Annotated in this window: 24 protein-coding genes; 14 read left to right on the forward strand and 10 right to left on the reverse strand. The window is 71.6% G+C overall.

What is annotated here, in order from left to right; all coding sequences use genetic code 11:
* Window positions 1-43: 43 nt before the first annotated feature.
* Window positions 44-1,366 carry an SMI1/KNR4 family protein gene (locus tag ACVCAG_RS03105; RefSeq protein ID WP_447189422.1) on the reverse strand — a complete coding sequence of 441 codons (1,323 nt, stop codon included), beginning with the start codon at window positions 1,364-1,366 and terminating at the stop codon, window positions 44-46.
* 55 nt (window positions 1,367-1,421) lie between these two features.
* Between ACVCAG_RS03105 and ACVCAG_RS03110 the strand changes: the two genes are divergently transcribed.
* Window positions 1,422-2,423 carry an aldo/keto reductase family protein gene (locus tag ACVCAG_RS03110; RefSeq protein ID WP_440081789.1) on the forward strand — a complete coding sequence of 334 codons (1,002 nt, stop codon included), beginning with the start codon at window positions 1,422-1,424 and terminating at the stop codon, window positions 2,421-2,423.
* A 132-nt stretch (window positions 2,424-2,555) separates the two neighbouring features.
* Here ACVCAG_RS03110 and ACVCAG_RS03115 read toward each other — a convergent pair whose 3' ends face one another.
* Window positions 2,556-2,762: a hypothetical protein gene (locus tag ACVCAG_RS03115; RefSeq protein WP_362836278.1), complete on the reverse strand. Its 207-nt coding sequence runs from the start codon at window positions 2,760-2,762 to the stop codon at window positions 2,556-2,558.
* 221 nt (window positions 2,763-2,983) lie between these two features.
* Here ACVCAG_RS03115 and ACVCAG_RS03120 point away from each other — a divergent pair, with 221 nt between their 5' ends.
* Both ACVCAG_RS03120 and ACVCAG_RS03125 read left to right on the forward strand, forming a co-directional pair.
* Window positions 2,984-4,228: a bifunctional adenosylcobinamide kinase/adenosylcobinamide-phosphate guanylyltransferase gene (locus ACVCAG_RS03120; RefSeq protein WP_440081788.1), complete on the forward strand. Its 1,245-nt coding sequence runs from the start codon at window positions 2,984-2,986 to the stop codon at window positions 4,226-4,228.
* Between the two features lie 261 nt (window positions 4,229-4,489).
* Entirely contained in the window at window positions 4,490-5,461 is a 972-nt protein-coding gene (locus tag ACVCAG_RS03125) for an adenosylcobinamide-GDP ribazoletransferase (protein WP_440081787.1), read from the forward strand.
* Between the two features lie 119 nt (window positions 5,462-5,580).
* Here the strand turns inward: ACVCAG_RS03125 and ACVCAG_RS03130 are convergent, their stop codons facing one another.
* The 3 genes from ACVCAG_RS03130 to ACVCAG_RS03140 form a co-directional block, all read right to left on the reverse strand.
* A complete protein-coding gene (locus tag ACVCAG_RS03130; protein ID WP_440081786.1) occupies window positions 5,581-6,498 on the reverse strand; it encodes a CPBP family glutamic-type intramembrane protease in 918 nt (305 codons plus the stop codon).
* Window positions 6,499-6,569: 71 nt separating this feature from the next.
* Window positions 6,570-7,565 (reverse strand): DUF1648 domain-containing protein, encoded by a 996-nt coding sequence (locus ACVCAG_RS03135; RefSeq protein ID WP_440081785.1) that lies wholly within the window; start codon window positions 7,563-7,565, stop codon window positions 6,570-6,572.
* A 37-nt stretch (window positions 7,566-7,602) separates the two neighbouring features.
* Window positions 7,603-7,938 carry a GntR family transcriptional regulator gene (locus ACVCAG_RS03140; protein ID WP_344916610.1) on the reverse strand — a complete coding sequence of 112 codons (336 nt, stop codon included), beginning with the start codon at window positions 7,936-7,938 and terminating at the stop codon, window positions 7,603-7,605.
* A gap of 138 nt (window positions 7,939-8,076) precedes the next feature.
* Between ACVCAG_RS03140 and ACVCAG_RS03145 the strand changes: the two genes are divergently transcribed.
* A complete protein-coding gene (locus tag ACVCAG_RS03145) occupies window positions 8,077-9,576 on the forward strand; it encodes a leucyl aminopeptidase (protein WP_440081784.1) in 1,500 nt (499 codons plus the stop codon).
* Between the two features lie 64 nt (window positions 9,577-9,640).
* On the opposite strand, the gene ACVCAG_RS03150 is transcribed toward ACVCAG_RS03145, so the two are convergent.
* The gene (locus tag ACVCAG_RS03150) at window positions 9,641-9,772 is read right to left on the reverse strand and encodes a hypothetical protein (protein ID WP_440081783.1); all 132 of its coding nucleotides are present in this window, start codon (window positions 9,770-9,772) and stop codon (window positions 9,641-9,643) included.
* A gap of 11 nt (window positions 9,773-9,783) precedes the next feature.
* Between ACVCAG_RS03150 and lpdA the strand changes: the two genes are divergently transcribed.
* The 8 genes from lpdA to ACVCAG_RS03190 all read left to right on the forward strand — a co-directional run bounded on the left by lpdA (window position 9,784) and on the right by ACVCAG_RS03190 (window position 18,120).
* Entirely contained in the window at window positions 9,784-11,163 is a 1,380-nt protein-coding gene (gene lpdA / locus ACVCAG_RS03155) for a dihydrolipoyl dehydrogenase (RefSeq protein ID WP_440065292.1), read from the forward strand.
* A 37-nt stretch (window positions 11,164-11,200) separates the two neighbouring features.
* Complete coding sequence (gene sucB, locus ACVCAG_RS03160; protein WP_440081782.1) at window positions 11,201-12,694, forward strand: 2-oxoglutarate dehydrogenase, E2 component, dihydrolipoamide succinyltransferase; 1,494 nt, start codon at window positions 11,201-11,203, stop codon at window positions 12,692-12,694.
* Window positions 12,695-12,899: 205 nt separating this feature from the next.
* Window positions 12,900-13,796, forward strand: a complete 897-nt coding sequence (locus tag ACVCAG_RS03165) for a TIGR01777 family oxidoreductase (RefSeq protein ID WP_440081781.1) — start codon at window positions 12,900-12,902, stop codon at window positions 13,794-13,796.
* Window positions 13,797-13,845: 49 nt separating this feature from the next.
* Entirely contained in the window at window positions 13,846-14,583 is a 738-nt protein-coding gene (locus ACVCAG_RS03170; RefSeq protein ID WP_440081780.1) for a Type 1 glutamine amidotransferase-like domain-containing protein, read from the forward strand.
* 28 nt (window positions 14,584-14,611) lie between these two features.
* Window positions 14,612-15,289 (forward strand): lipoyl(octanoyl) transferase LipB, encoded by a 678-nt coding sequence (gene lipB, locus ACVCAG_RS03175; protein WP_362676720.1) that lies wholly within the window; start codon window positions 14,612-14,614, stop codon window positions 15,287-15,289.
* Between the two features lie 165 nt (window positions 15,290-15,454).
* Entirely contained in the window at window positions 15,455-16,384 is a 930-nt protein-coding gene (gene lipA / locus ACVCAG_RS03180; RefSeq protein WP_440081778.1) for a lipoyl synthase, read from the forward strand.
* A 261-nt stretch (window positions 16,385-16,645) separates the two neighbouring features.
* Window positions 16,646-17,326, forward strand: coding sequence for a DUF4191 domain-containing protein (locus ACVCAG_RS03185; protein WP_350947439.1), 681 nt, complete (start codon window positions 16,646-16,648; stop codon window positions 17,324-17,326).
* Window positions 17,326-18,120 (forward strand): class I SAM-dependent methyltransferase, encoded by a 795-nt coding sequence (locus tag ACVCAG_RS03190; RefSeq protein ID WP_447189423.1) that lies wholly within the window; start codon window positions 17,326-17,328, stop codon window positions 18,118-18,120. The genes ACVCAG_RS03185 and ACVCAG_RS03190 overlap by 1 nt, the downstream gene beginning before the upstream one ends.
* 76 nt (window positions 18,121-18,196) lie before the next feature.
* On the opposite strand, the gene ACVCAG_RS03195 is transcribed toward ACVCAG_RS03190, so the two are convergent.
* The 4 genes from ACVCAG_RS03195 to ACVCAG_RS03210 all read right to left on the reverse strand — a co-directional run bounded on the left by ACVCAG_RS03195 (window position 18,197) and on the right by ACVCAG_RS03210 (window position 21,570).
* Complete coding sequence (locus ACVCAG_RS03195; RefSeq protein WP_440082173.1) at window positions 18,197-19,330, reverse strand: serine hydrolase; 1,134 nt, start codon at window positions 19,328-19,330, stop codon at window positions 18,197-18,199.
* A 114-nt stretch (window positions 19,331-19,444) separates the two neighbouring features.
* Window positions 19,445-19,744 (reverse strand): hypothetical protein, encoded by a 300-nt coding sequence (locus ACVCAG_RS03200; protein WP_440081775.1) that lies wholly within the window; start codon window positions 19,742-19,744, stop codon window positions 19,445-19,447.
* A complete protein-coding gene (locus tag ACVCAG_RS03205) occupies window positions 19,741-20,787 on the reverse strand; it encodes an RNA polymerase subunit sigma-70 (RefSeq protein ID WP_440081773.1) in 1,047 nt (348 codons plus the stop codon). The genes ACVCAG_RS03200 and ACVCAG_RS03205 overlap by 4 nt, the downstream gene beginning before the upstream one ends.
* Window positions 20,788-21,108: 321 nt before the next feature.
* Window positions 21,109-21,570 carry an RDD family protein gene (locus ACVCAG_RS03210; protein WP_440081772.1) on the reverse strand — a complete coding sequence of 154 codons (462 nt, stop codon included), beginning with the start codon at window positions 21,568-21,570 and terminating at the stop codon, window positions 21,109-21,111.
* Between the two features lie 126 nt (window positions 21,571-21,696).
* Between ACVCAG_RS03210 and ACVCAG_RS03215 the strand changes: the two genes are divergently transcribed.
* Complete coding sequence (locus ACVCAG_RS03215; protein WP_440081771.1) at window positions 21,697-21,984, forward strand: hypothetical protein; 288 nt, start codon at window positions 21,697-21,699, stop codon at window positions 21,982-21,984.
* 173 nt (window positions 21,985-22,157) lie between these two features.
* Entirely contained in the window at window positions 22,158-23,582 is a 1,425-nt protein-coding gene (gene glnA / locus ACVCAG_RS03220; RefSeq protein WP_362676736.1) for a type I glutamate--ammonia ligase, read from the forward strand.
* Window positions 23,583-24,144 lie beyond the last annotated feature (562 nt).

The following is a 24,144-nucleotide window of genomic DNA, read 5'->3' on the forward strand; positions in this document are numbered from 1 at the left end:
GCACCCCGCTCGCGAACCGGACGAGCGTCATCCTGGACGACGGTCACTCCTCCACGACGGTCCAGTCCAGCTCGCCGCCGGTGACCACCGGTTTCCAGAACCCGATGGACCCGCCGGTCTCCAGGGCGTTCGCCGTCGCCCGCAGCAGGACGTAGTACGAAGCGATCCAAGTGCCGCCGGGCGCGAAACTCATCATGCCCTCGTGATCGGTGTCGCCGACGTCACGTATCACGGAGTCGATCACCAGGTGGTTGCCACTCCCGTCGGCGCCGAACGGGATCATCCGCCCGTCCCACCACTCCGTCCGCGCGTCGGCGTCGCCCCTGACCTCTCCCTCTATCTCGCACAGCCGCCGCCAGGTGTCACGGATCTCGCGGACCCCCTGGTTCCAGTTGCCGAGGAACCCGAACGGCCAGGTGTCGGCCACGGCGGAGGCCCCGTCGTGGCGCAGCAGGGAGGCACGTAGATCATCGGGGAAGCGCAGGCCCATCTGCGCCTCGGCGACGGCGATCGTACGGGCTCTGGCGGGCTTGCCCAGCGTGCGAAGGCTCGCGGGGGCGTTGGCCTCCAGCCACCTCTCGATGCGGCGCCACTGGCGGTTCACCGCCCGGGTCACCCTCGGGTCGACCGCCCGCACCCGCGCGGCCCGCGCCCGCGGGTGGCAGTCGGCGTCGGGAACGGTCACGGAGGTCTCGGCGGTCACCTCCGGGACCGGGGTCTCCTCCGGCCGGACGGGGTCGGCCGGTTGGGGGTACCACTCCGTGCCGGGATACGGCTCCTCGATGTGGTGGAACTCCTCCGCGTCCACACACCGGGCGTACCGGACCGCCCCTTCCGCGTCGGCCGGGTAGCGCAACCCCGGCTCCAGCGGGGTGTCCGGCTCCGGCTCGCACTGCTCGTCCGCGCTCCGGAAACCGGTCGCCTCGACGGTCTCCACCCCGTTCGAGAAGACCGCGCTCTCCAGGACCTGCGTGCCGAAGGCGAGCAGGCACAGCCCGATCCCCACGGCGCCCCAGCGGACCAGGCGGCTGCGGGCCGCCTCGTCCAGCGGCTCTCCCGGCGTCCGCGGCCCCCGCTCGAACATCCGCTCGACGGCGGTCCGGACGGCGGAGGGGGGCCCGGCGTACCGCCTGAGGTCCTCGTCCGTGGGGGTGCCGAGGATGGGCGCGGGGGGCCATCGCGGCGCGCGCCCGGCTCCGGAGCCCGATCCCCCGGCCGGGGAGGCGATCCCGGATCTCTCGACCGGGGAGGCGGCCCGGCGGTCCTCCGCCCGGCGCCACAGGCGGGCGACCGCCACGACGACGGCCGCCAGCGCCGCCGCGGCGAGCGCGAACCGTACCCTCCGAGAAGTGATCAACCGCAACACGCCCGGCAGGGTATCCCGAATCATTCCGAAATACGGTGCCTACTAATGTCGGACCATGGAATTCCGTCACCTTGGCCGCAGCGGTCTCATGATCAGTGAGATCAGCTACGGCAATTGGATCACACACGGTTCCCAGGTAGAGGAGGACGCCGCCAAGCAATGCGTGCGAGCGGCACTCGACGAGGGGATCACCACCTTCGACACCGCCGACGTGTACGCGGGCACCAAGGCGGAGGAGGTTCTCGGCCGCGCTCTCGCGGGGGTTCGCCGCGAGTCCCTGGAGATCTTCACCAAGGTCTACTGGCCGACCGGACCCGGCCCCAACGACCGGGGGCTGTCGCGCAAGCACATCACCGAGTCACTGCACGGCTCGCTGCGCCGCCTGCAGACCGACTACGTCGACCTGTACCAGGCACACCGCTTCGACAACGAGACGCCGCTCGAGGAGACCCTCAAGACCTTCGACGATCTCGTACGCCAGGGCAAGGTCCTCTACATCGGTGTCAGCGAGTGGACCGCCGACCAGATCGGCCGGGCACTGAAGATCGCCGACGAGATGGGCTTCGACCGCCTGGTCTCCAACCAGCCCCAGTACTCCATGCTGTGGCGGGTCATCGAGGCCGAGGTCGTGCCGCTGAGCGAGAAGGAGGGCCTCGGCCAGGTCGTCTTCTCCCCCATCGCCCAGGGCGTGCTCACCGGTAAGTACCGGCCGGGGCAGCCGCCTCCCGCCGGTTCCCGGGCCACCGACGAATCCGGAGGGAAGAACTTCATCGCCCGGATGCTCAACGACGACGTGCTCACCCGCGTTCAGCAGCTGGAGCCGGTCGCCGCCGACCTCGGCCTGACCATGGCCCAGCTCGCGGTGGCCTGGGTGCTGCAGAACCCCAACGTGTCCTCCGCCATCGTGGGGGCCAGCAGGCCCGAGCAGGTGCGCGACAACGTCAAGGCCTCCGGGGTGAAGCTGGAGTCCGAGGTGCTGAAGAAGATCGACGACATCCTCGGCCCGATCGTCGAGCGCGACCCCGCCAAGACCGTGAGCCCCGAGCGGCGTCCGTAGCGCGGTGACCTCGGGCGAACGCCGGAGGCGTTGATCGGGCCTGTCGCGTTCGTGCGCGGGCGTGGAACGGGAAAGAACCCCTCGGTTCCTCATCTTCACCGAGGGTCCGAGGGGTTCTCCGTTCATCCGGGTTCACTCCGGGCGCAGTGACATTCCCTCGTACTCGACGCGCTCGCCTTCGAGCAGGGTGACCTTCTCGACTCCGGACTCAAGCAGCTCACGCCAGCTTTCACCGAGCCACGACTCGGCATCCGCCTGGCTCGGGAACGTGTCGGACGGCGAAACACCCTCGACCACCTCGCCACCATTCGCGTTTTCGTAACGCCAGCGCCACGTCATGCCATAGCTCCTTCTCGCGGGTCCTGCCGGTGCCCCTCGGCGGCTCAGCGAACACTACCTCTCCCGGGCACTCCCGGGCATGAAGGCGAGATCATGACCTCGTGCTCCGCCGCCGGGACGTTCCCGGCGCCCCCGGCACGCCGCGGGAGTCGTCGGCGTCCGCCCGGATACGCAGGCGCGCGACCTCTCGACCGGCTCCTCGACCCGACAGGAGAGCGGGCGTGAAGATCTTGATCTCCGGCACGGCGAGCGCGGGCGGATGGCCGGCGCCGGACTGCGGGTGCGCCTCCTGCGCCCGTGTCACGCCGGGCCGCCGCCCCGTCTCCGTGATACTCGACGTCCCGGTGGTACCCGGCGGCGCCCTGATGCCCGGCGATCCGATGCCGCTCGTCGGCCCCGGCGGCTCGGTACCCCTCGACGGTTCGGTGACGCCCGGTGGTTCGGGAACACCCGGCGGCTCTACGGCACCCGGCGGTCTCGCGCGGCTGCCGCCGGCCGGCCCGCTTCCGCCCGGCTACCACACCTCGACCGGCCCGGACGGCCTCGCCGTCACCACCCCCGGCGGCCGGCGCGTCCTCCACGCCGCTTCCTCCTCGCCCGGCTCTCCCGCGTACGGCGAGCCTCCGCGCGGCGAGCGGGGCGTCCGGGAGGGGGACGCCGGGGGCGCGGGAGGGGCGTTGGATCTGGTGTTGCTGGACGTGCTGGACCGGCCGGAACGGCTTGGGGACCTGCGCCGGCGGGGCCTGGTCGGTGAGCGGACACACGTGGTGGCCGTCGGCGTCGACCACCGGGTCCCCACGGAGGCGGAACTGATCCGGCGGGCCGCGCTGTGGGGCGTGCGCGTCGTACCGGACGGCACGATCGTCGACACCGGCGAGCCTCCGCCCGCTCGGGTTCCCCCGCCCAAGAGGACCCTGCTGCTCGGGGGGAGCCGGTCGGGCAAGTCGGCGGAGGCCGAACTGCGACTGGCGGCGGAGCCCGAGGTGCTCTACGTCGCGACAGGCCCGTCCGGCGCCGGCGACCCCGAGTGGCTGCGCCGGGTCCGGGCGCACCGCGACCGCAGGCCCGCACACTGGAGGACCGTCGAGACCACCGACCTGGCCGGGCTGCTGCGGTCCGCCGACGTCCCGCTGCTGATCGACGGGCTCGGTACCTGGGTGGCCGCCGTCTTCGACGAGTGCGACGCCTGGCCGGGCGGCGACGGCTCCACCCGCGAGGACGGCGGCGATGGCGGGAACGGCGGTAAGGCGGTCGCGGCCCGGTGCGACGACCTGGTGGCGGCCTGGAGGCAGACCCGGGTCCGGGTCGTGGCGGTCTCCGACGAGGTCGGGCTCGGCGTGGTGCCCGGCACCGCCGCCGGCCGGATGTTCCGGGACGCCCTCGGCCGGCTGAACCAGCGCCTCGCCCTGGAGTCGGAGGACGCCACCCTCGTGGTCTCCGGCCGTCTCCTCCCGCTCCCCGTCTGATGCCCGCCCACCTGGCCTTCCCCCTCCGCTCTGTCCCGCGGTCCCCTTCCCCTCTGACCTCCCCCACCCGCTCCCTCCCGTGGCAACCCCCGTTTGTCCGGCCTTCCTGCCTGTCTGGCCTTCCTGACACTGTGACCGGCAGCCCTCACCGGGCTTCCAGCACGGCTCCGGCCGAGGCCGTCCCCGAGACGGCACGCCGCCGGACCCGATGGACGTACACGGGCACGGCGCCGGAGAGGCCGAAGGCTACGATCGTCGGTCATGTCCGACTCCTCGCCCCCTCCCAAGGACGGCCCGTCCACGTTCGCCGACGGGGTGCGCCTCGCGATCGGCACGCTGAGCGTCTTCCCGGTCCGTCCAGGAGCGGTCGACCGCCGGGCAGGGGGGATCGCGATGACGTTGGCGCCGCTGGTGGGAGCGGCGATCGGGGCCGCCGGCGGGCTGGTGCTGGTGATCTCCCTGTGGCTGGGGATGACACCGCTTCCGGCGTCGGTGCTGGCCGTGGCGATCGTGGCGTTGCTCACCCGGGGACTGCATCTGGACGGGCTGGCCGACCTCGCCGACGGGTTGGGCAGCGGGAAACCCGCCGAGCGGGCGCTGGAGATCATGAAGCGGTCGGACATCGGCCCCTTCGGCGTGGTGACGCTGGTCCTCGTCCTGCTGGTCCAGGTGACGGCCCTGCAGGAGGCCGTCACCCGTGCCGGCGCGGGCGCGGGCGCGATCACCCTGGTCGCGGCCTGCGCGGCCGGACGGCTCGCCCTCACCTGGGCGTGCCGCGCGGGCGTTCCCCCGGCACGCCCCGACGGGCTCGGCGCGATGGTCGCGGGCACCGTACGGCGGAGCGTCGCGGTCGCCGTGACCGCGCTGGTGCTCGCGGGAGCGACGGCGCTGGTCTACCTCCACGGCATCGGTGCCCTCGACCTGTGGTCTTCCGGCTCCCCGTCCGAGTCCTCCGGCGGATGGGGCTATGTGGCCTATGTGGACATGACCTATTCCGAAGACCGCGACTTCCTCGGGGCGGGCACCCACGGTGTGGGTCTGATATCGGGCCTGGGGCCGTTCCTCGTCCCCTTGGGTCTTCCCCTGGCCATGCTCGTGGGGCTGCTGGCGGCCTGGGCCGTACGGCGCAGGGCCGTGCGGCGGCTCGGCGGCGTCACCGGCGACGTACTCGGCGCCCTCGTCGAGATCACCGCCGCGACGACCTTGCTGGCCTGCACGATCCTCGTGAACTGACTTTCCCCGGGCCCGGGCCGGGACCCGAGGGCCGGGACCCGAGGGCCGGGGGGCGGGGACCGGGAAACCTTCCCCGCCCGGGATCTCACGCGGCCCTCACGCGGCCCTCACCCGGGATCTCACGCGGCGACCGGGACCGGCCGCCCGACCGGACGGTATTTGAACAGCAGTGCCGAGACCACGGCCAGCAGCGCCGAGCCGACCAGGCCGGTGATCCCCGCGACGGTGAACACCGGCGGTTCGGCCGCGTCACCGACGAGCAGCATCAGGCCCGCGGAGGCGTTCAGCGATCCGTGCCCGACGACCGCGGGCCAGACGCTTCCCGAATAGAGGCGGAGCCAGCCGAGCAGGGCTCCGAAGGTCACGCAGAAGACGATGAACATCGGCGCGGCCCACGCCTCGAGCTCGGGGTAGTTGTATCCGCGCAGGGTGAGCGGGAAGTGCCAGAGCCCCCAGATCACCCCGGACACCAGGAGCGCCCGCCAGGTGCCGAGCGGCGTCAGGCGCGGCAGCAGCCAGCCTCGCCACCCCCACTCCTCGCCGAAGGCCGCGACCGAGTTGACCACCGGGACGATCAGAACCATCGACGAGGCCTGCACGGCCACCAGGACTCCGGCCTCCACCGGGGGCGGCCCGCCCGGCGTGGCCGCCAGGCTCTCGCGGAACAGGCTGAACTCTCGCAGGTCGACGGAGAGCAGGCCGAGGGCGGCACTCAGCGCGATCGCGACGACGACCAGCGCGGGGATGCCGAACCAGGCCAGCGCGACCAGCGCGAGCGTACGGCCCCTGCTCCCGCCCGCCGACAGGCCCGTCCGCACGGCCCACTCGCGCCCGGTGGCGGGATCCCCGAACCGCCTGCCGCGCAGCCGGACGGCGAGGACCCCGAGCGTCGGGGTGAACATTATCGCCACCCCCATCGCCAGGAACACGGGCGTGCTGCTCGACGCGTCCGTCAGCCAGATGGGGAGGGCGAACAACCAGGACAGGCCGAACGCGACGAGCAGGAACAGCCACAGGTCAGGGGATCGGCGAAACATGACACCGCCTTCGGGGGCTTGGGCGCGGGAGAACGGGAGGAGCGGAAAGCAGCGGAGACGGCCACGGGAGGTCAGCGGGCGGCCGGCCCGGTGGACACCCGGTCCACGAAGGTGTTCAGCAGGGCGGCCCCGCTCTCGGCGTCGTCGATCGAGACGGCGAAGCGGCCACCGGAGACGTAGTCCACCACGAGGCACTCCCCGCCGCGGATCATGACCGTCACGGCCCCGGGCAGGCCCCTGATCCCCCAGCCTCCGACGTTGGACGGGAACCGCTCCTCCGACCAGGCCCGCTCCACCCGCTCGATCGGGATGTGCTTGCGGGGCAGGCGGAACGGCCCGTAGAAGAGCACGACGCCCTCCTCGGTGATCTGCACCCGCACCGAGCTGAAGGTCAGCGCCAGCAGGCCCGCCAGGAACATGATCGTCGCGGGGATCCACGGCGCGCCGTCGCCGCCGGCCAGGGCGAGCACGGCGAGCCCGAGGCCCGCGGCCAGGACGGAGCCGCCGAACGCGGAGAGCGGGCCGCTGCCCACCGAGGAGACCCACACCGCGCGCTGGCCCTGGCGGAGCGGGAGCCGCCGCGTGGGGACGGCGGTCGGCTCGGGACGGTCGTCGGGCCCCGGGCGGGCGGCGAGGGCGCCGAGCCAGCCGCCCAGCACCAATCCCGCGACCGCGAGCAGCGCCCCCCACCCCAGATCGGCGGCCCGCTCCCAGTCGGGCGCGTCGAGGTTGGCCACCAGCGTGACCGCCTGCAACCCCGGGAAGAACAGGCCGGCACCGCCCAGCAGGGCGCCGATCGCCATGCGGCTCGCCCTGCGCCTGAACATCGCGGTGTTGACGAGCGCGAACCCCAGGGCCCCGCCCGCGAGCAGCGCCCACAGGCCCGCCTGGAACAGCAGCGAGGCGGTGAACGGCATCGAACCGTCGGGGGCGCCGGACGGCCCCCAGTGCGTGGCGATCGGATCGGGCAGCCGGTCCCGCAGCGCCAGCGGCGCGGCGATCAGTGCGGCGGTCACCAGTGCGACCCAGCCGGCGGCGATGGACAGGAATCGGGCTCGCAAACCCACGTCGGTCACCCTTCCAAGGACCGGGCTCCCGGCCCGGTCACGACAGTTCCCTGATGAGCTCGATGACGTCGTCGTGGCGGTAGCCGTACTGGACCGCCTCGTCGAGCAGGGAGCGCAGCTTCTCCTCGATGACGCTGCGCGGGTTCGGGCGGCTGAGCACGCTCACGCCACGGCCCCGGCGGAACTCCAGCACCCCCTCGTCGCGCAGGTCCCGCAGGGCGCGCAACACCGTGTTGGCGTTGATGCCCAGCGCGGCGGCCAGGTCGCGAGCCGGCGGGAGCCGGTCTCCCGGAGCGTACGAACCCTCGGCGACGGCACGTCTGATCGCCTCGGCGACCTGCTCGTGCAGCGGCCGGGGATCGTTCAGATCCAAGGTGAGCAACATAGTGCTAGCGACATTAGCACCAAACCCTCGAATGGTGCCACTGCGAATAGCACCATCGGGCGGCAGGATTCGTAGGACGAACCCTCGTTTATGCGTACTGCGCCAGCCCGACTAGCATCGGCCTACGTGACCACTGTGCGGCTTACCCCAACTGACAACGCTGTCTCGTTCGATACCGACGCGCTGGTCGTCGGCGTCCACACCGGACCGGACGGTCTGCTCCCCGCTCCCGGGGCCGAAGGCCTCGATCAGGCGCTCGGCGGCAGACTCGCCGCCACGCTCGAGAGCGTGGGCGCCAAGGGTAAGCCGGGCGAGATCTCCAAGATCCCCACCTTCGGCTCGCTGACCGCGCCCCTGCTGGTCGTCGTCGGCCTCGGCGACGCCCCCGGCGACGGCTACGACGCCGAGGTCCTGCGCCGCGCCGCGGGCACCGCGGTCCGCGCCCTGGCCGGCACCGGCCGGGTGGCACTCGCCCTGCCCGCCGCGAGCGCGGAGCACGCCGGCGCCGCCGCCCTGGGCGGCCTTCTCGGCGCCTACTCGTTCACCAGGTACCGCACCGTGGGAGAGCAGAGCTCCCCGGTGGGCGAGCTGGCCGTGCTGAGCGACGCCGAGGGCGCCCAGGCCGCGATCGAGCGCGCCACCACGCTGGCCGAGTCGGTCTCGCTGGTCCGCGACCTGGTCAACACCCCGCCGTCGGACCTGTGGCCGGCCCGCTTCGCCGAGATCGCCGAGCAGGTGGGCACCGAGGCCGGCCTGTCGGTGGAGGTCCTGGACGAGAAGGCGCTCAAGGAGGGCGGCTACGGCGGCATCGTCGCCGTCGGCCAGGGGTCGGCCAACCCGCCCCGGCTGGTCCGCCTCTCCTACAGCCACCCCGAGGCCACCAAGAAGCTCGCGTACGTCGGCAAGGGCATCACCTTCGACTCCGGCGGCCTGTCGCTCAAGCCGACGGCCTCGATGGACTGGATGAAGTCGGACATGGGTGGCGCCGGCGCGGTCTTCGGCGCGCTCCTGGCGATCGCCAGGCTGGGCCTGAAGGTCAACGCGGTCGGCTACCTCTGCCTGGCCGAGAACATGCCGAGCGGCACCGCGCAGCGTCCCTCCGACGTGTTCACCAGCTTCGCGGGCAAGACCGTCGAGGTGCTCGACACCGACGCCGAGGGCCGCCTGGTCCTGATCGACGGCATCGCCCGCGCCGGGCAGGACGACCCCGACGTGATCGTCGACGTCGCCACGCTCACCGGCGCGCAGATCGTCGCGCTGGGCTGGCGGACGGCGGGCGTGATGGGCAACGACGACGACCTCCGCGCGGAGATCGTCGCCACGGCGGGCGAGCAGGGCGAGGCCGCGTGGCCGATGCCCCTGCCCGACGAGCTCCGCAAGGGGCTCGACTCCCCGGTGGCCGACATCGCCAACCTGCACCCCGAGCGTTTCGGCGGGATGCTGACGGCCGCCATCTTCCTGCGGGAATTCGTACCGGACGGGGTCCGTTGGGCACACATTGACATGGCTGGTCCCGCCTTCAACAAGGGCGAGGCCCACGGCTACACGCCGAAGGGCGGTACCGGGGCGATCACCCGGACGCTCGTCGGCCTCGCCGAACGCCACGCGGGCGAGCCCGTGCGGTAACCGTCGTCGCCGCGCAAGCGGGTCACAAGCAACCCAGACAAATGAAAAGATGCGGTTGCCGGGGTCAGGCCGAGGGCGGGCACCGGCACGGCGCCGAGCCGGGTTCGGCGGCGGCGTGGATGCGATCGAGGATCCGCGCGGCCGTCCAGGGCACGACGAGGGGCGCGACCGCGAAGACGGTATTCCGATCCGACAAGGAGCTTTCCTGTGGCTGATGGCAGCGGCCCCTACGACATCGTCGTCCTAGGTGGCGGTAGCGGTGGGTATGCCTGCGCTCTGCGGGCGGCCGAGCTGGGCAAGACGGTCGCGCTGATCGAGAAGGACAAGATCGGCGGTACGTGCCTGCACCGCGGGTGCATTCCCACCAAGGCGCTTCTGCACTCCGCGGAGGTCGCCGACGAGACGCGGGAGAGCGCGACCTACGGCGTCAAGGCCCGCTTCGAGGGCATCGACGTGCCCGCGGTCCACGCGTTCAAGGACAAGATCGTCACTCGCGCCTGGAAGGGTGTGCAGGGCCTTCTCAAGAGCAAGGGCATCACGATCATCGAGGGTGAGGGCCGTCTCGCGGGCCCGAACCGGGTGTCGGTGGGCTCCGAGGTCTACGAGGGCCGCAACATCGTGCTGGCGACCGGCTCCGCGCCCAGGTCCCTTCCGGGCCTGGAGATCGACGGCGAGCGGGTCATCACCAGCGAGCACGCGCTCAAGCTCGACCGGGTGCCCACCTCGGTGGTCGTCCTGGGCGGCGGCGTCATCGGCGTGGAGTTCGCCAGCGTCTGGCGCTCCTTCGGCGCCGAGGTGACGATCGTCGAGGCCCTGCCGCACCTGCTGCCCCTGGAGGAGGAGTCCAGCTCCAAGCTGCTGGAGCGATCCTTCCGCCGCCGCGGCATCAAGCAGGAGCTGGGCGTCTTCTTCGAGGGCGTCAAGACCACCGACACCGGCGTGGTCGTCAGCCTGGCCAACGGCAAGACCCTCGACGCCGAGCTGCTGCTCGTCGCGGTCGGCCGCGGCGCGGTCTCCGCGGGCATGGGCTTCGAGGAGGCGGGCATCGCGATCGAGCGCGGCACCGTCACGGTGAACGAGTTCTGCCAGACCAGCGTGCCCGGCGTGTACGCGGTCGGTGACCTCATCCCGACCCTGCAGCTCGCGCACGCGGGCTTCGCCGAGGGCATCCTGGTGGCCGAGCACATCGCCGGCCTGAACCCCATGCCGATCGACTACGACGGCGTGCCCAGGATCACCTACTCCGACCCCGAGGTCGCCTCGGTGGGCATCACCTCCGCCCAGGCCAGGGAGCGCGGCCACGAGATCGTCGAGCTGACCTACGACCTCGCGGGCAACCCCAAGAGCCAGATCCTGCAGACGCAGGGCGCCGTCAAGATCATCTCGGCGAAGGACGGTCCGGTGCTCGGGGTCCACATGGTCGGCCGCCGCATCGGCGAGCTGGTGACCGAGGGTCAACTGATCTACAACTGGGAGGCCCTGCCCTCCGAGGTCGCGCAGCTCATCCACGCGCACCCCACCCAGTCCGAGGCCGTCGGCGAGGCGATGCTGGCGCTGGCCGGCAAGCCGCTCCACGTCCACAACTAACGCAAGCCCTCACTCGGAACGCGAGAGAAGACAACCCATGCCGAAGTCCGTACAGATGCCCCAGCTCGGTGAGAGCGTCACGGAGGGCACCGTCACCCGTTGGCTGAAGAAGGAGGGCGAGCGCGTCGAGGCCGACGAGCCCCTTCTCGAAGTCTCCACCGACAAGGTCGACACCGAGATCCCCTCCCCGGCGGCGGGCATCCTCACGAAGATCGTGGTGGCCGAGGACGAGACCGTCGAGGTCGGCGCCGAGCTCGCCGTCATCGACGAGAACGGCACCGAGGGCGCTGCCGCCCCGGCGCAGGAGAAGGCCCCCGAGCCGGAGCCCGAGCCCGAGCCCGCTCCGCAGCAGCAGGCGCAGCCGGCCTCCTCGATCCCGCAGCCCGCTCCGCAGGCTCAGGCCCCGGCGCCCGCGCAGCAGGCCCCCGCCCCGGCGCAGCAGGCTCCGGCCCCGCAGCAGGCCCCCCAGGTCCAGGCTCCGCAGACCGTCCAGCCCTCCCAGTCCGCGCCGCCGTCCCCGATCGCGGCGTCCGAGCCCGTCGCGCCGCCGTCGGGCGACAGCCCGTACGTCACCCCGCTGGTGCGCAAGCTCGCCGGCGAGCACGGCGTCGACCTCGACGCGCTGACCGGCACCGGCGTCGGCGGTCGCATCCGCAAGCAGGACGTGCTGGAGGCCGCCCGCGACCAGCGCGAGCGTGCCGCCGCGGCCCAGGCCCCCCAGGCCCAGGCTCCGCAGGCCGCCGCCCAGGCTCCGGCCCAGGCGTCCACCCCGCAGGCCCCCGAGCCGGTCGAGGTGGACACCACGCTGCGCGGGCGCACCGAGAAGATGTCGCGGCTGCGCCAGACCATCGCCAAGCGCATGGTCGAGTCGCTGCAGGTCTCGGCCCAGCTCACCAGCGTGGTCGAGGTCGACGTCACCAAGATCGCGCGGCTGCGCGACCAGGCGAAGGGCGAGTTCCTGCGGCGCGAGGGCGTCAAGCTCTCGTTCACGCCGTTCTTCGCCCTCGCCACGATCGAGGCGCTCAAGCAGCACCCGAAGCTGAACGCCACGATCAACAGCGAGACCAACGAGGTCACGTACTTCGACGCCGAGCACCTGGCCTTCGCGACGGACACCGAGCGCGGCCTCATCGTCCCGGTGATCAAGGACGCGGGCGACCTCAACATCGCCGGGCTGGCCCGTAAGATCGCCGACCTCGCCGAGCGCACCCGCACCAACAAGGTGAGCCCGGACGAGCTGGGCGGCGGCACGTTCACGCTGACCAACACCGGCAGCCGCGGCGCGCTGTTCGACACGCCGATCCTCAACCAGCCGCAGGTCGGCATGCTGGGCACCGGCGCCGTCGTCAAGCGCCCGGTGGTCCTGGACACCCCCGAGGGCGAGGTCATCGCCGTCCGCTCGATGATGTACCTGGCGCTCAGCTACGACCACCGCCTGGTCGACGGCGCCGACGCCGCCCGCTTCCTGACGACGGTCAAGCGTCGCCTCGAGGAGGGCCGTTTCGAGAACCAGCTGGGCCTGAACGGCTAGTCACCCGTTCTCTCCCACCGGGCCGGTCCGCGATCTCGCGGGCCGGCCCGGCTCGTTCTCCCCCGGGCGCGGGCGGCTTCCCGCGTCTCGCCGGTACCGGGGGTCTCGGGGCCCGGTAGCCCTCCGAGAGCCCGCGGCGGTGACGCGAATCCGGTGGACGCCCGGTTTCCGAAGATCCGGGGGGAGGTCGATTACATTGGACGACATGAAGATCACAGTGACCGGGTCCTCGGGCCTGCTGGGATCGGCTCTGGTCAAGGCTCTGCGGGACGACGGCGCCCGGGTGGTCCGTTTGGTCAGGCGGGTGCCGAAGGGCGACGACGAGGCCTTCTGGAACCCGGCGAAGGGGGTCGTCGACCGGGAGGCGCTGGAGGGCGCGGAGGCGGTGATCCATCTCGCCGGCGCGGGCATCGGCGACCGGCGCTGGAGCGAGGACCACAAGCGCGAGGTGGTCGCCAGCCGGGTCGAGGGGACCAGGACCCTGGCGGGCGCGCTCGCGGGTCTGGCGGCGAAGCCCGCGGTGCTGCTGTCCGGCTCGGCGATCGGCTTCTACGGCGACACCGGGGACGTGGCGGTGGACGAGACGGCCCCGGCCGGTTCCGGGTTCCTCGCGCAGGATGTGGTGGTGCCGTGGGAGGCGGAGACGGCGCCCGCCGAGGAGGCGGGCATCCGGGTGGTGACGCTCCGTACCGGCCTGGTGCTGAGCGGGCGGGGCGGCATGCTGTCGCAGATCCTCCCCATCTTCAAGGTCGGGCTGGGCGCCCCGCTGGGGTCGGGGCGGCAGTACTGGTCGTGGATCTCCATCGACGACTGGGTGCTCGCCGTACAACACATCCTGAAAAATCCTGAAATCTCGGGCCCGGTGAATCTGACGGCCCCCGAGCCGGTCACCAACGCCGAGTTCACCAAGGCGCTCGGGGCGGCGCTGCACCGGCCCACGATGCCGCTGGCCGTGCCGGGCTTCGTGCTGCGCACGGCCCTCGGGGAGTTCGCCGAGGAGGGGGTGCTGACCGGCCAGCGGGTACTCCCGCGGCGCCTGCTCGACAGCGGTTACGCGTTCCGGCATACGCGTCTCAACGAGGCACTGGCCGCCGTACTCTAAGATCCCTGTTTTCGGCGTTCCGGCCGATGAGATCACTTGGGAGACAGACATGGGCAGCCCCGGGCAGTCGCACATCCTCGCGATCGGAGGCGGCTCGTTCCGCGCGTCCACGCGCCAGGGGATCATGGAGGCGAGCCCGCTGCTCAGGTACGCCCTCGACCTCACCGGCCAGGACCGGCCCCGCCTGGGCCTGCTCGCCACCGCCACCGGCGACGACGCGGAGTGGCTGCTGAAGATGTACGGCGCCTTCGGCGCGTGGGACGTCGAGGTCAGCCACCTGACCGTGTTCCCGATGACCAACGTCGAGGACCCGCGCGAGTGGGCGCTCGGCCAGGACATCATCTACGTCAGCGGCGGCAGCGTGGCCAACCTGGCGGCCCTGTGGCGGCTGCACGGCCTCGACGAGATCTTCGAGGAGGCGTGGCGGGCGGGCGTGGTGCTGGCGGGCCAGAGCGCCGGGGCGCTCTGCTGGCACGTGGGCGGCAACACCGACTCCTTCGGGCCGACGCTGCGGGTCTGGTCCGACGGCCTGGGCATGCTGCCCTACTCCTGCGGCGTCCACTACAACTCCGACCCGCAGCGCCGCCGGCTGCTGCACGAGGCGGTGGCCTCGGGCGAGCTGCCGGAGGGCTACGCCGCCGACGAGGGCGTCGCCCTGCACTACGTGGGCACCGAGTTCATCCAGGCCGTCAGCGTGCACCCGGACGCCTACGCCTACAAGGTCGAGCACGACGGGGCGGGCGGGGCCAAGGAGTTCCGCATCGAGCCTCGGCTTCTCACGTCTTAACCACGAACGGGTCAACTACTCTTGAGGCGTGAGTGACCTGGCAATCGTCCGTCTTGGCGTTGACTTCCCCTACGAGCAGGCATGGGATCTTCAGCGGCGCATCCACGCGCGCCGGGTGGCCGAGGAGATTCCCGACACCTGCCTGATGCTCGAACACGCGCCGGTCTACACGGCGGGCAGGCGCACCGCGCCGCACGAGAGGCCCTCCGACGGCACCCCGGTCGTCGAGGTCGACCGGGGCGGCCGGATCACCTGGCACGGCCCCGGCCAGCTGGTCGGCTACCCGATCGTGCGGCTCGGCGGCCCGCTCGACGTGAACGCCTACGTGAGGCTCCTGGAGGAGACCCTGGTGCACGTCTGCGCCGACTTCGGGGTCCAGGCGGGCCGGGTGGAGGGGCGCGGCGGCGTCTGGGTGGCCGGAGACCCCTCGCACGGCCTGCCGGACCGCAAGGTCGGCGCGATCGGCATCCGGGTCTCGGGCGGCGTCACGATGCACGGGTTCGCGCTCAACTGCTCCAACGACCCGAGCTGGTACAACCGGATCGTCCCGTGTGGCATCAGCGACGCCGGGGTCTCCTCGCTGTCGGCCGAGACCGGCCGCCGGATCGTGGTCGACGAGGTCCTGCCGTACGCCGAGAAGCACCTGGCGGAGGCGCTCGGCGCGCAGGCCTTCGAGCTGCCCGAGGAAGACCTGTTCCGGCGCTGACCCCGCACCGTCCTCAGGGTCGTTCTCCCCGCCTCCTCACCCACCGCGACCCGGGTCCGCCGCAACCCGCGGCGGGACATAAGCTGGTGAGGTGAGCGAGCGTGACGATATTTACCGCACCTCGATGTGCACCACCTCGGTCCCCCGACCGACGAAGGAGCTCGCATGACCGTCGCCCCCGAAGGGCGGAAGCTCCTCCGCCTCGAGGTCCGCAACGCCGAGACCCCCATCGAGAAGAAGCCCGACTGGATCAAGACCAAGTTCAGGGCGGGCCCGAACCATACCGAGCTCCGGGCGCTGGTCAAACGCGAGGGGCTGCACACGGTCTGCCAGGAGGCCGGGTGTCCCAACATCTCCGAGTGCTGGGAGGACCGCGAGGCCACCTTCCTCATCGGCGGCGACCAGTGCACCCGGCGGTGTGACTTCTGCCAGATCGACACCGGCAAGCCCAAGGCGTACGACACCGACGAGCCGCGTCGCGTGGCCGACTCGGTGCGGCAGATGGGGCTCAACTACGCGACCGTGACCGGTGTCGCCCGCGACGACCTGCCCGACGGCGGCGCGTGGCTGTACGCCGAGACCGCGCGGCAGATCCACGCGCTCCTGCCCGGGTGCGGCGTCGAGCTGCTGGTGCCCGACTTCAACGGCGACCAGGCCCAGCTGGAGGAGGTGTTCTCCTCCAGGCCCGAGGTGTTCGCGCACAACATCGAGACCGTGCCGCGGATCTTCAAGCGCATCCGGCCCGCGTTCCGCTACGACCGGTCCCTGGGAGTGATCGCCAAGGCCCGCCAGGCCGGTCTGGTGACCAAGTCCAACCTGATCCTCGGCATGGGCGAGGAGCGCGAGGAGATCATCCAGGCCATGCGCGACCTGCACGAGGCCGGGTGCGACCTGCTCACCGTGACCCAGTACCTGCGGCCCACCCCGCGCCACCACCCCGTCGAGCGCTGGGTGAAGCCCGAGGAGTTCGTGGAGCTGCAGAAGGAGGCGGAGGCCATCGGTTTCGCCGGAGTCCTCTCCGGGCCGCTGGTCCGTTCCTCCTACCGGGCGGGCCGCCTGTACAAGCAGGCCGTCGAGGCTCGCCAGCACGCCTGAGCCCCGGCTCCCCGAGCCCCGCGTGAAACCGGAAGGACCCCGCTCCCGAGCGGGGTCCTTCCGGTTTTCCGCCCTCGGCTCCCATCCGGCGTGGCCGGTCCGCGGGCCCTCTCCACCCGGGAAACGGGAAAGGGGACGGCGGGCCGCCCGGCGCCGGCGAACGCGTACGGTCACGGGCACCCGGCGGCTCCCCGTACCGGGACCGGCACTCGGCAGGTCACGTTTTCACTTCTTGAGCCCTGGATTTGTATCCTTCAGAACATGGCCAAGAAGCCCGAAGACTCAGAGCGCCCGGGGCGCATCAAGCAGCTCCGCATGATCGCGAAGATCATCAAGGAGGCCAACCCCAAGGGGATGCCGATCGTCTACGCCTCGGCGCTGGGCACGCTCGCGCTGTGCGTGGTGATCGGCCTGGTCACGGGCTGGTTCTGGTATCTCCTCTTCATCGGGATCATGCTGGCCCTGACCGTCGGGCTGGTGGTGTTCGGCCAGCTCGCCCAGAGGGCCCAGTACTCCATGCTGCACGGGCAGGTCGGCGCCGCCGCCGCGATCCTGCAGGGCATGCGCGGCAACTGGGAGGTCACCCCCGCCGTCGCCGTCACCCGCGACCAGGACATCGTGCACCGCGTGGTCGGCTACCCCGGCATCATCCTGGTCTCCGAGGGGCCGGGCAGCCGCGTGCAGAAGATGCTGGTGGCCGAGAAGAAGCGCGTCCAGCGGGTCGCGCTGGACGTCCCCGTCTACGACATCCAGTCCGGCGACGGCGACGGGCAGGTCCCGCTGGCCAAGCTGCAGCGGCATCTGATGAAGCTGCCCCGCAACCTCAAGAAGCCCGCCCTGTACGAGATCAACAACCGGCTGAAGGCCCTCCCGCAGACGCTGCCGATGCCCAAGGGCCCGCTGCCGCGCGGCGCGAAGATGCCGCGCCCGAAGATGCGCTGATGAGCCTCGCCGGGGTGGGCCGCCACCGGGTGGACGCCGCGGCCACCTCCCGGGCCAACCGCGGCTGGTGGGACGGCGCCGCCGACGAGTACCAGGCGGAGCACGGGGAGTTCCTGCGCGACGCCGGTTTCGTCTGGGGCCCCGAGGGCCTGGACGAGGCCGACGCCCGCCTGCTGGGCGACGTCGCGGGCAGGGACGTGCTGGAGATCGGCTGCGGCGCCGGGCAGTGCGGGCGCTGGCTGGCCGGGCAGGGCGCCAGGGTGGCCGCCTTCGACCTGTCCTTCCGGCAGCTCCAGCACTCCGGCCGGATCGACCTGGAGGCCGGGTCCGCGCTGCCGGTGGTCCAGGCGGACGCGGAGGCGCTGCCCTTCGCCGACCAGACGTTCGACCTGGCCTGCTCGGCCTACGGCGCGCTGCCTTTCGTGGCCGACGCCGGGGCCGTCCTGGCCGAGATCCACCGGGTGCTGCGCCCGGGGGGCCTGCTGGTCTTCTCGGTGAGCCACCCGATCCGCTGGGCCTTCCCCGACGACCCGGGCCCCGCCGGGCTGACCTCCGACCGCTCCTACTTCGACCGTTCCGCGTACGTGGAGATCGGCGAGGACGGGCGGCCGTCCTACGTCGAGCACCACCGCACGATGGCCGACTGGGTCGGGCTCATCACCGCGTCGGGGCTGGTGCTGCGGGGGCTGGCCGAGCCCGAGTGGCCGCCGGGCCATGGCCGCGAGTGGGGCGGCTGGAGCCCGCTGCGCGGCCGCCACCTGCCCGGCACCGCGATCTTCACCTGCGCGCGGTAGACGACCCGCGCACGGCAAGGCGTGCGGAACCCCGCCGAGTGACCCGGCGGGGTGGACCGCTCACGCCGGACGCGCCCTAGCGGTCGCCACCGGCGTTCACGACCAGCCCGCCGAGGGCCTCGAAGGTGGTGAAATCCCCGGCGGAGACGAGGTTCTTGGTCACGGCGACCGCGATCCCGGTGGCCGTGTCGGCGTACGCGGCCGATCCGCCGCTGCCCGCCATGCCGAACAGGGTGAGGCTGTCGAGAGTCCCGGTGGCGCCGAGGGCGTACCCGAGGGACCTGGTGGCCGGGAAGGCGGTGACCTCGTCCACGCCGCCGAACTCCACCGTGGTGATCTCGCGAAGCCGTTCCGGCGAGACGAGCCGGACGCCGTCCACCTCGCCCAGCAGGGCGGCGTACATGCGGGCCACGGCGCGGGCGGACATGGTGCCGCCCGCCGGGATGTCGGAGGTCAGCACGTCGGCGCGGTTGCCGAAAGCGGCGTCGGGCATCGCCGCCATCGGCGCCGCCGTGTAGCCGTCCACGACCCTGAAGAACGGGATGTCCGCGAACATCGTCTCCGCGGACATCCCCTCGGGCATCTCGAAGTCGCTCGGCGCGTCCTCCAGGCGGGCCAGCCTGCCCAGCTCGGACTCCGGGACGCCGAAGAACAGCTCGTCCGCCACCCCCAGCGGCCCGGCGACCTCCTCCCGCAGGACCTGGGAGATCGGCGTGCCGGTGGCCCGGCGGACGATCTCACCGACGATGTAGCCGAACGACTGGGGGTGGTAGCCGCTCTTGGTGCCCGGCTCCCACCAGGGCCTGGCGCCGGCGATCGCCGCGCACATCCCCTCCCAGTCGCACAGGTCCTCCGGGGTGGTGTCCACCGGTACGCCGGGCACGCCCGTCGAGTGGGTCAGGGCGTGCCGCACGGTCGCGCGCTCCTTGCCGTGGGCGCCGAACTCCGGCCACAGCTCGACGATCGGCGTGTCGTAGCCGAAGACGCCCCGCTCCACGAGCACGTGCGCCACGGTCGAGGTGACGCCCTTGCCGGTCGAGGCGCTCCAGAACGGCATGTCCGGCGTGACGAGGCGCCCGGTGGCCGAATCGGCGACGCCCGCGACGACGTCGACCACCTGCTCGCCGTGCCGGTACGCGGCGACCTGCAGGCCCCGCTCGGCCCCGGACTCCACCAGCTTGTCGGCCGCTTCCTGGACCCGCTTCTGCATGTCGTTCACGGTCTTTCCCTTCGCGATGAGGTGTGTGACCCGTATGACGGCCGGACTCCGGGAAAGGAATCGGTCCGGGGACGGGAAATCGGTCCGGATCCCGGGAACGGGAGATCAGCGCGAGGATCGCCGGGAGATCGCGAGCAGGACGGCGGGCTCCCGCCCGGGATTGCGCAGCGCTCGCACCGGCAGCCCGTCCAGCCACAGCACGTCGCCGCGCCGGAAGGCCCGGTGATCACCGTCGGAGCAGACCAGCTCGATACGCCCGCGCTCCAGCAGGACGATCGCCCCCCGCCACTCGGCCCCGTCGTGGACGCGCGAGCCGCCGGGCTCGACCACGACCCTCCGCACGTCGAACGACGGCCCGGACCGTTCGGCAGGCGAGGGCGCCGGGTTCTCACCGGCGCCCGTCACAGCGTCTGGGGAAGATCGAAGGTCGGGAAGAGCTCGGCGCCGAAGGTCGTGATCTGGGTGACCAGCCCGGCCTCGACCCGCAGGACCCCAAGCCACGAGCCGTGGTACTCGGACTCGCCGGCACGTTTGACGTACGCCGCCGCCGCGGGCTGCCGGTTGGCGCGGGTGGGCAGGACGCGCCAGTCGCCCCACGCCTCGGGGCCGATCATCGCCGGACGCCACGCGTCGACGATCGCCGGCCCTCCCAGGATCCAGATCGACGCCGGTGGCATCGACTGCCACGCGTCCGCGCGCAGCACCCCGGCCAGGATGGCGGGGTCGGCCTGCTCGACGGCGTCGATGTAGCGCTGCAGCACCGCGCGCTCCTCACCGGTCGGATCCGAGGACGGCGCCCACTCCAGCCGTCGCGCCGGCAGGTTCTCCCGCATCGTCGACCGTGCCCGCTGCAGGGTGCTCTTCACCGAGACGACGCTCACCTCCAGCAGCGCGGCGGTCTCCTGCGCCGACCAGCCGAGGACGTCGCGCAGGATCAGCACCACCCGTTGCCGGGGAGGCAGGTGCTGGATGGCGGCCATGAACGCCAGCTCGATCGTCTCCTTGGCGACCACGGCGGCGTCCGGCTCGGCGCCGGCGGGCGCGACCGGCTCCAGGAGCCGGTCCGGGTAGGGGCGCAGCCAGAAGACCTCGGTCGGCGACGGCGACGGCACGCCGGGAGTGGCCAGCACCGGCGCCTCGCGCGGGCGCGGGCGGCGCGGGTGGCGGTCGAGGAGGTCCAGGCACGCGTTGGTCGCGATCCGGTACAGCCAGGCCCGGAACGTCGAACGCCCCTGGAAGCTCTCCCGCTTGCGCCAGGCGCGCAGGAACGTCTCCTGCACCATGTCCTCCGACTCCTCGAACGAGCCGAGCATCCGGTAGCAGTGCACCCGCAACTCCCGCCGGTACCTCTCCGCGAGCGCGCCGAACGCCGGCTCGTCACCCGCCAGCGCGGCGGCCAGGACCTCGCCGTCCTCCACCGGTTCCCGGCCTGTCTCGTCCCTGGTCACGACCTCGTACCTCCCCTACGGCGTCCCGCCCGGCGCGGCCGCCCCCGGTATGACGGCCATCGGCCGGGAAAGGAATCGGCGCCGGCCCCGGTTCCCCCCTCCCGGACCGCGGGATCCGGCACGAGCCCGGGAACGGGCGGCGATCCGGGAGCCGAAACGGGCACGGGCACGGGCACGGGGCGAGGGTAGTGCGGACGCGATCACGAGCGCGAGCACGGGCGAGAAGAGCGCGGGCGCGATCACGAGCACGGACGAGGAAATGCGGGCGTGGAGCCGACGCCGGGGAGGTGGGAACGGGAAGCCGGATGCTGCGGGGCCGGCTCAGATGCGTACGACCACGGTGTTCGCCGCGCGGTCGTGCAGGCCGCGCTGGTCGCGGTCCCAGACGAGTGCGGGCACGGCCAGGCAGAGCAGGAAGGTCCGTACCAGCACGGCGACGAAGCGGGGGGCGCCGCCACCGAGCGCGGCGACCCTGACGCCGAGCAGGCGCATCCCGAAGGTCATGCCCATGGTGCCCACCAGCAGGAGGTATTCGGCGGCGAGGATCAGGACCGGCACCCAGGGCGCCCCGGTGGGGTCGATCCGCAGGAGCCCCTGGGTGATGGCCCAGGTGCAGATCAGCCAGTCGATCACGATGGCGCCGATCCTGCGGCCGAACCCGGCCACCGAGCCGCTGCCCTCCCTGGGCAGCCCGAGCCGCTCCCCCGGGTAGCCGAGATCGACTCCGGCGGACCTGACGCCGCCGAGCCAGGTCTGCGTCCAACGCGGCTGCTTGCTGCTCATGCCCCCAACGGTAGCCGCCCGGGACGCCGCCCTCGCATTCGCCCGCACCCCCTACCGGCTACCGGTATCACGCGAAAGCCGTGGATCATGTGTGCCGGCATCCCCCGAGATCCCTGGAGAACCCCCGTGTCTGACATCGACGACATCGACGAGCGTTTCAAGGCGCTCACGGCGCAGATCGACGAGCGGGAACGCAGGCGGATGAGCAGGGCCGCCGTCCAGGAGCGGGCGCGGCACCCCCGCCTCCGGCGGCGCCGGAGGCTGCGGAACGCGGCGATCGCCGTGGCGGTCCTGGTGGCGGCGGCCGGGGTGTTCGTCTCCTACCGGCCGGATGTCGTCGACCAGGTCCGCACCGTCATGGATCCCTCCTCCCGCGCCGAGGACGGCACGCCCCTGGGAACCTCCGGGAACTGACGCCGGGGACGTGAAACTCGAGTAAAGGAAAGACCTCTCATACCCGTCCAGAGCGGACTTGAGGACTACCGTGGAGGCGATGTTCGCTTAACACGGGTGAAACAAACGAGACACGGGACGGTAACGGCGCAGGCATACTTTCGGGCTGTTAGCCCGTCCCATGGGAGGTTCGCGTGTTCAACTCCGCCGACGACGTCCTGAAGTTCATCAAGGACGAAGGGGTGCAGTTCGTTGACGTCAGGTTCACCGACCTGCCGGGGACGACGCACCATTTCACGTTCCCCTCGGAGAATTTCGGGGCCGGTGTCTTCACCGACGGCCTGATGTTCGACGGCTCGTCGATCCGCGGGTTCCAAGCCATCCACGAGTCGGACATGCTGCTGCTGCCCGACCCGTCCACGGCCGTGCTCGACCCGTTCAGGCAGCACAAGACGCTCAACATCAACTTCTTCGTGCACGACCCGCTGACGGGCGAGGCCTACAGCCGCGACCCGCGCAACGTCGCCCGCAAGGCGGAGGAGTACCTCAAGGGCACCGGCATCGCCGACACGGTCTACTTCGGCCCCGAGGCCGAGTTCTACATCTTCGACGACGTGCGGTTCGAGACCAACGCCCACTCGAGCTACTACCACATCGACTCGATCGAGGGCGCCTGGAACAGCGGTAAGGCACAGGACGGCGGCAACCTCGGTTACAAGCCGCGCTTCAAGGGCGGCTACTTCCCGGTCCCGCCGATGGACCACTTCACCGACCTGCGCTCGGAGATGGTCCGCAAGCTCATCGACGCCGGGATCGACGTCGAGATGCAGCACCACGAAGTGGGCACGGCCGGTCAGGCCGAGATCGACTTCCGGTTCAACACGCTGCTCAAGTCCGCCGACACCCTGATGCTGTACAAGTACATCGTCAAGAGCACGGCCCTGGAGCACGGCCACACGGTCACCTTCATGCCCAAGCCGATCTTCGGTGACAACGGCTCCGGCATGCACTGCCACCAGTCGCTCTGGAAGGACGGCGAGCCGCTCTTCTACGACGAGGTCGGCTACGCGGGCCTGTCCGACACCGCCCGCTACTACATCGGCGGCCTGCTCAAGCACGCCCCGTCGCTGCTGGCGTTCACCAACCCGACGGTCAACTCCTACCACCGCCTGGTGCCCGGCTACGAGGCCCCGGTCAACCTGGTCTACTCCCAGCGCAACCGCTCGGCGTGCATCCGCATCCCGATCACGGGCTCCAACCCGAAGGCCAAGCGCATCGAGTTCCGGGTCCCCGACCCCTCCTGCAACCCGTACTTCGCCTTCGCCGCCCAGCTCATGGCGGGCATCGACGGCATCCGCAACAAGATCGAGCCGGTCGAGCCGGTCGACAAGGACCTCTACGAGCTTCCCCCTGAGGAGGCCCGCAACATCCCGCAGGTCCCGGGATCGCTGTCGGACGTGCTCGCGGCCCTGGAGGCCGACCACGAGTACCTGCTGGAGGGCGGCGTGTTCACGCCGGACCTGATCGAGACCTGGATCGCCTACAAGCGCGAGAACGAGATCGACCCGATCCGCCTGCGCCCGCACCCGCACGAGTTCGAGCTCTACTACGACGTCTGAGCCATTGAGCTTCTGACCTGGAGAAACACTGACAGTTGATCTGTCGGGGCACATCCAGGGCACTCAGGCATCCCGCGAAAGGCCGTCGGTCGTCCCTCCGCTGAGGGCACGCTCGGCGGCCTTTCGCATGCCCCCGACGGCATGAATTCCGTGTAGGCCCGCGGCGTGAACCCGGGACAGACGAGCGACTCCGCGAAAGCCGAGGGACATCAACGGGGTGAACCGGCGAATGTGATCATGTTCGCCGATGAAACTTACATCGGCGAATGTGATTCACCGATGCTGATGTAAGCGGCCTCTTCCCTCGACCTGCCCGGAATACGGGCTGTCCGGTGCGCCGCGAGCACCGCGTGGAGGATTGCGCCGGGCCGCCGGCAACCGGCGCGGCGACGGAGACACCGGCCCCTGGCCTGGCAGATCGGGCCCACGAGCCACCAGGTCCTGCCGTACGCATGACCGGCGAGGTCCCCCCGTGACCCGCGGGAATTCCACCATGTCGCGAAGGATCCTCCGGCATCGCGACATTGGAGTGGACGAGGATGCGCATTCCTCCGCTCCATCG

Source organism: Streptosporangium sp. G12 (assembly GCF_052983175.1).

Coding starts and splice junctions, on each gene's coding strand:
- ACVCAG_RS03130 (WP_440081786.1), bottom strand. CDS start 6,498: ATGTTTCGCCGATCCCCTGACCTGTGGCTGTTCCTGCTCGTCGCGTTC.
- ACVCAG_RS03110 (WP_440081789.1), top strand. CDS start 1,422: ATGGAATTCCGTCACCTTGGCCGCAGCGGTCTCATGATCAGTGAGATC.
- ACVCAG_RS03185 (WP_350947439.1), top strand. CDS start 16,646: ATGGCCAAGAAGCCCGAAGACTCAGAGCGCCCGGGGCGCATCAAGCAG.
- ACVCAG_RS03190 (WP_447189423.1), top strand. CDS start 17,326: ATGAGCCTCGCCGGGGTGGGCCGCCACCGGGTGGACGCCGCGGCCACC.
- lipA (WP_440081778.1), top strand. CDS start 15,455: ATGACCGTCGCCCCCGAAGGGCGGAAGCTCCTCCGCCTCGAGGTCCGC.
- ACVCAG_RS03170 (WP_440081780.1), top strand. CDS start 13,846: ATGGGCAGCCCCGGGCAGTCGCACATCCTCGCGATCGGAGGCGGCTCG.
- sucB (WP_440081782.1), top strand. CDS start 11,201: ATGCCGAAGTCCGTACAGATGCCCCAGCTCGGTGAGAGCGTCACGGAG.
- ACVCAG_RS03115 (WP_362836278.1), bottom strand. CDS start 2,762: ATGACGTGGCGCTGGCGTTACGAAAACGCGAATGGTGGCGAGGTGGTC.
- ACVCAG_RS03125 (WP_440081787.1), top strand. CDS start 4,490: ATGTCCGACTCCTCGCCCCCTCCCAAGGACGGCCCGTCCACGTTCGCC.
- ACVCAG_RS03195 (WP_440082173.1), bottom strand. CDS start 19,330: ATGCAGAAGCGGGTCCAGGAAGCGGCCGACAAGCTGGTGGAGTCCGGG.
- ACVCAG_RS03165 (WP_440081781.1), top strand. CDS start 12,900: ATGAAGATCACAGTGACCGGGTCCTCGGGCCTGCTGGGATCGGCTCTG.
- ACVCAG_RS03210 (WP_440081772.1), bottom strand. CDS start 21,570: ATGAGCAGCAAGCAGCCGCGTTGGACGCAGACCTGGCTCGGCGGCGTC.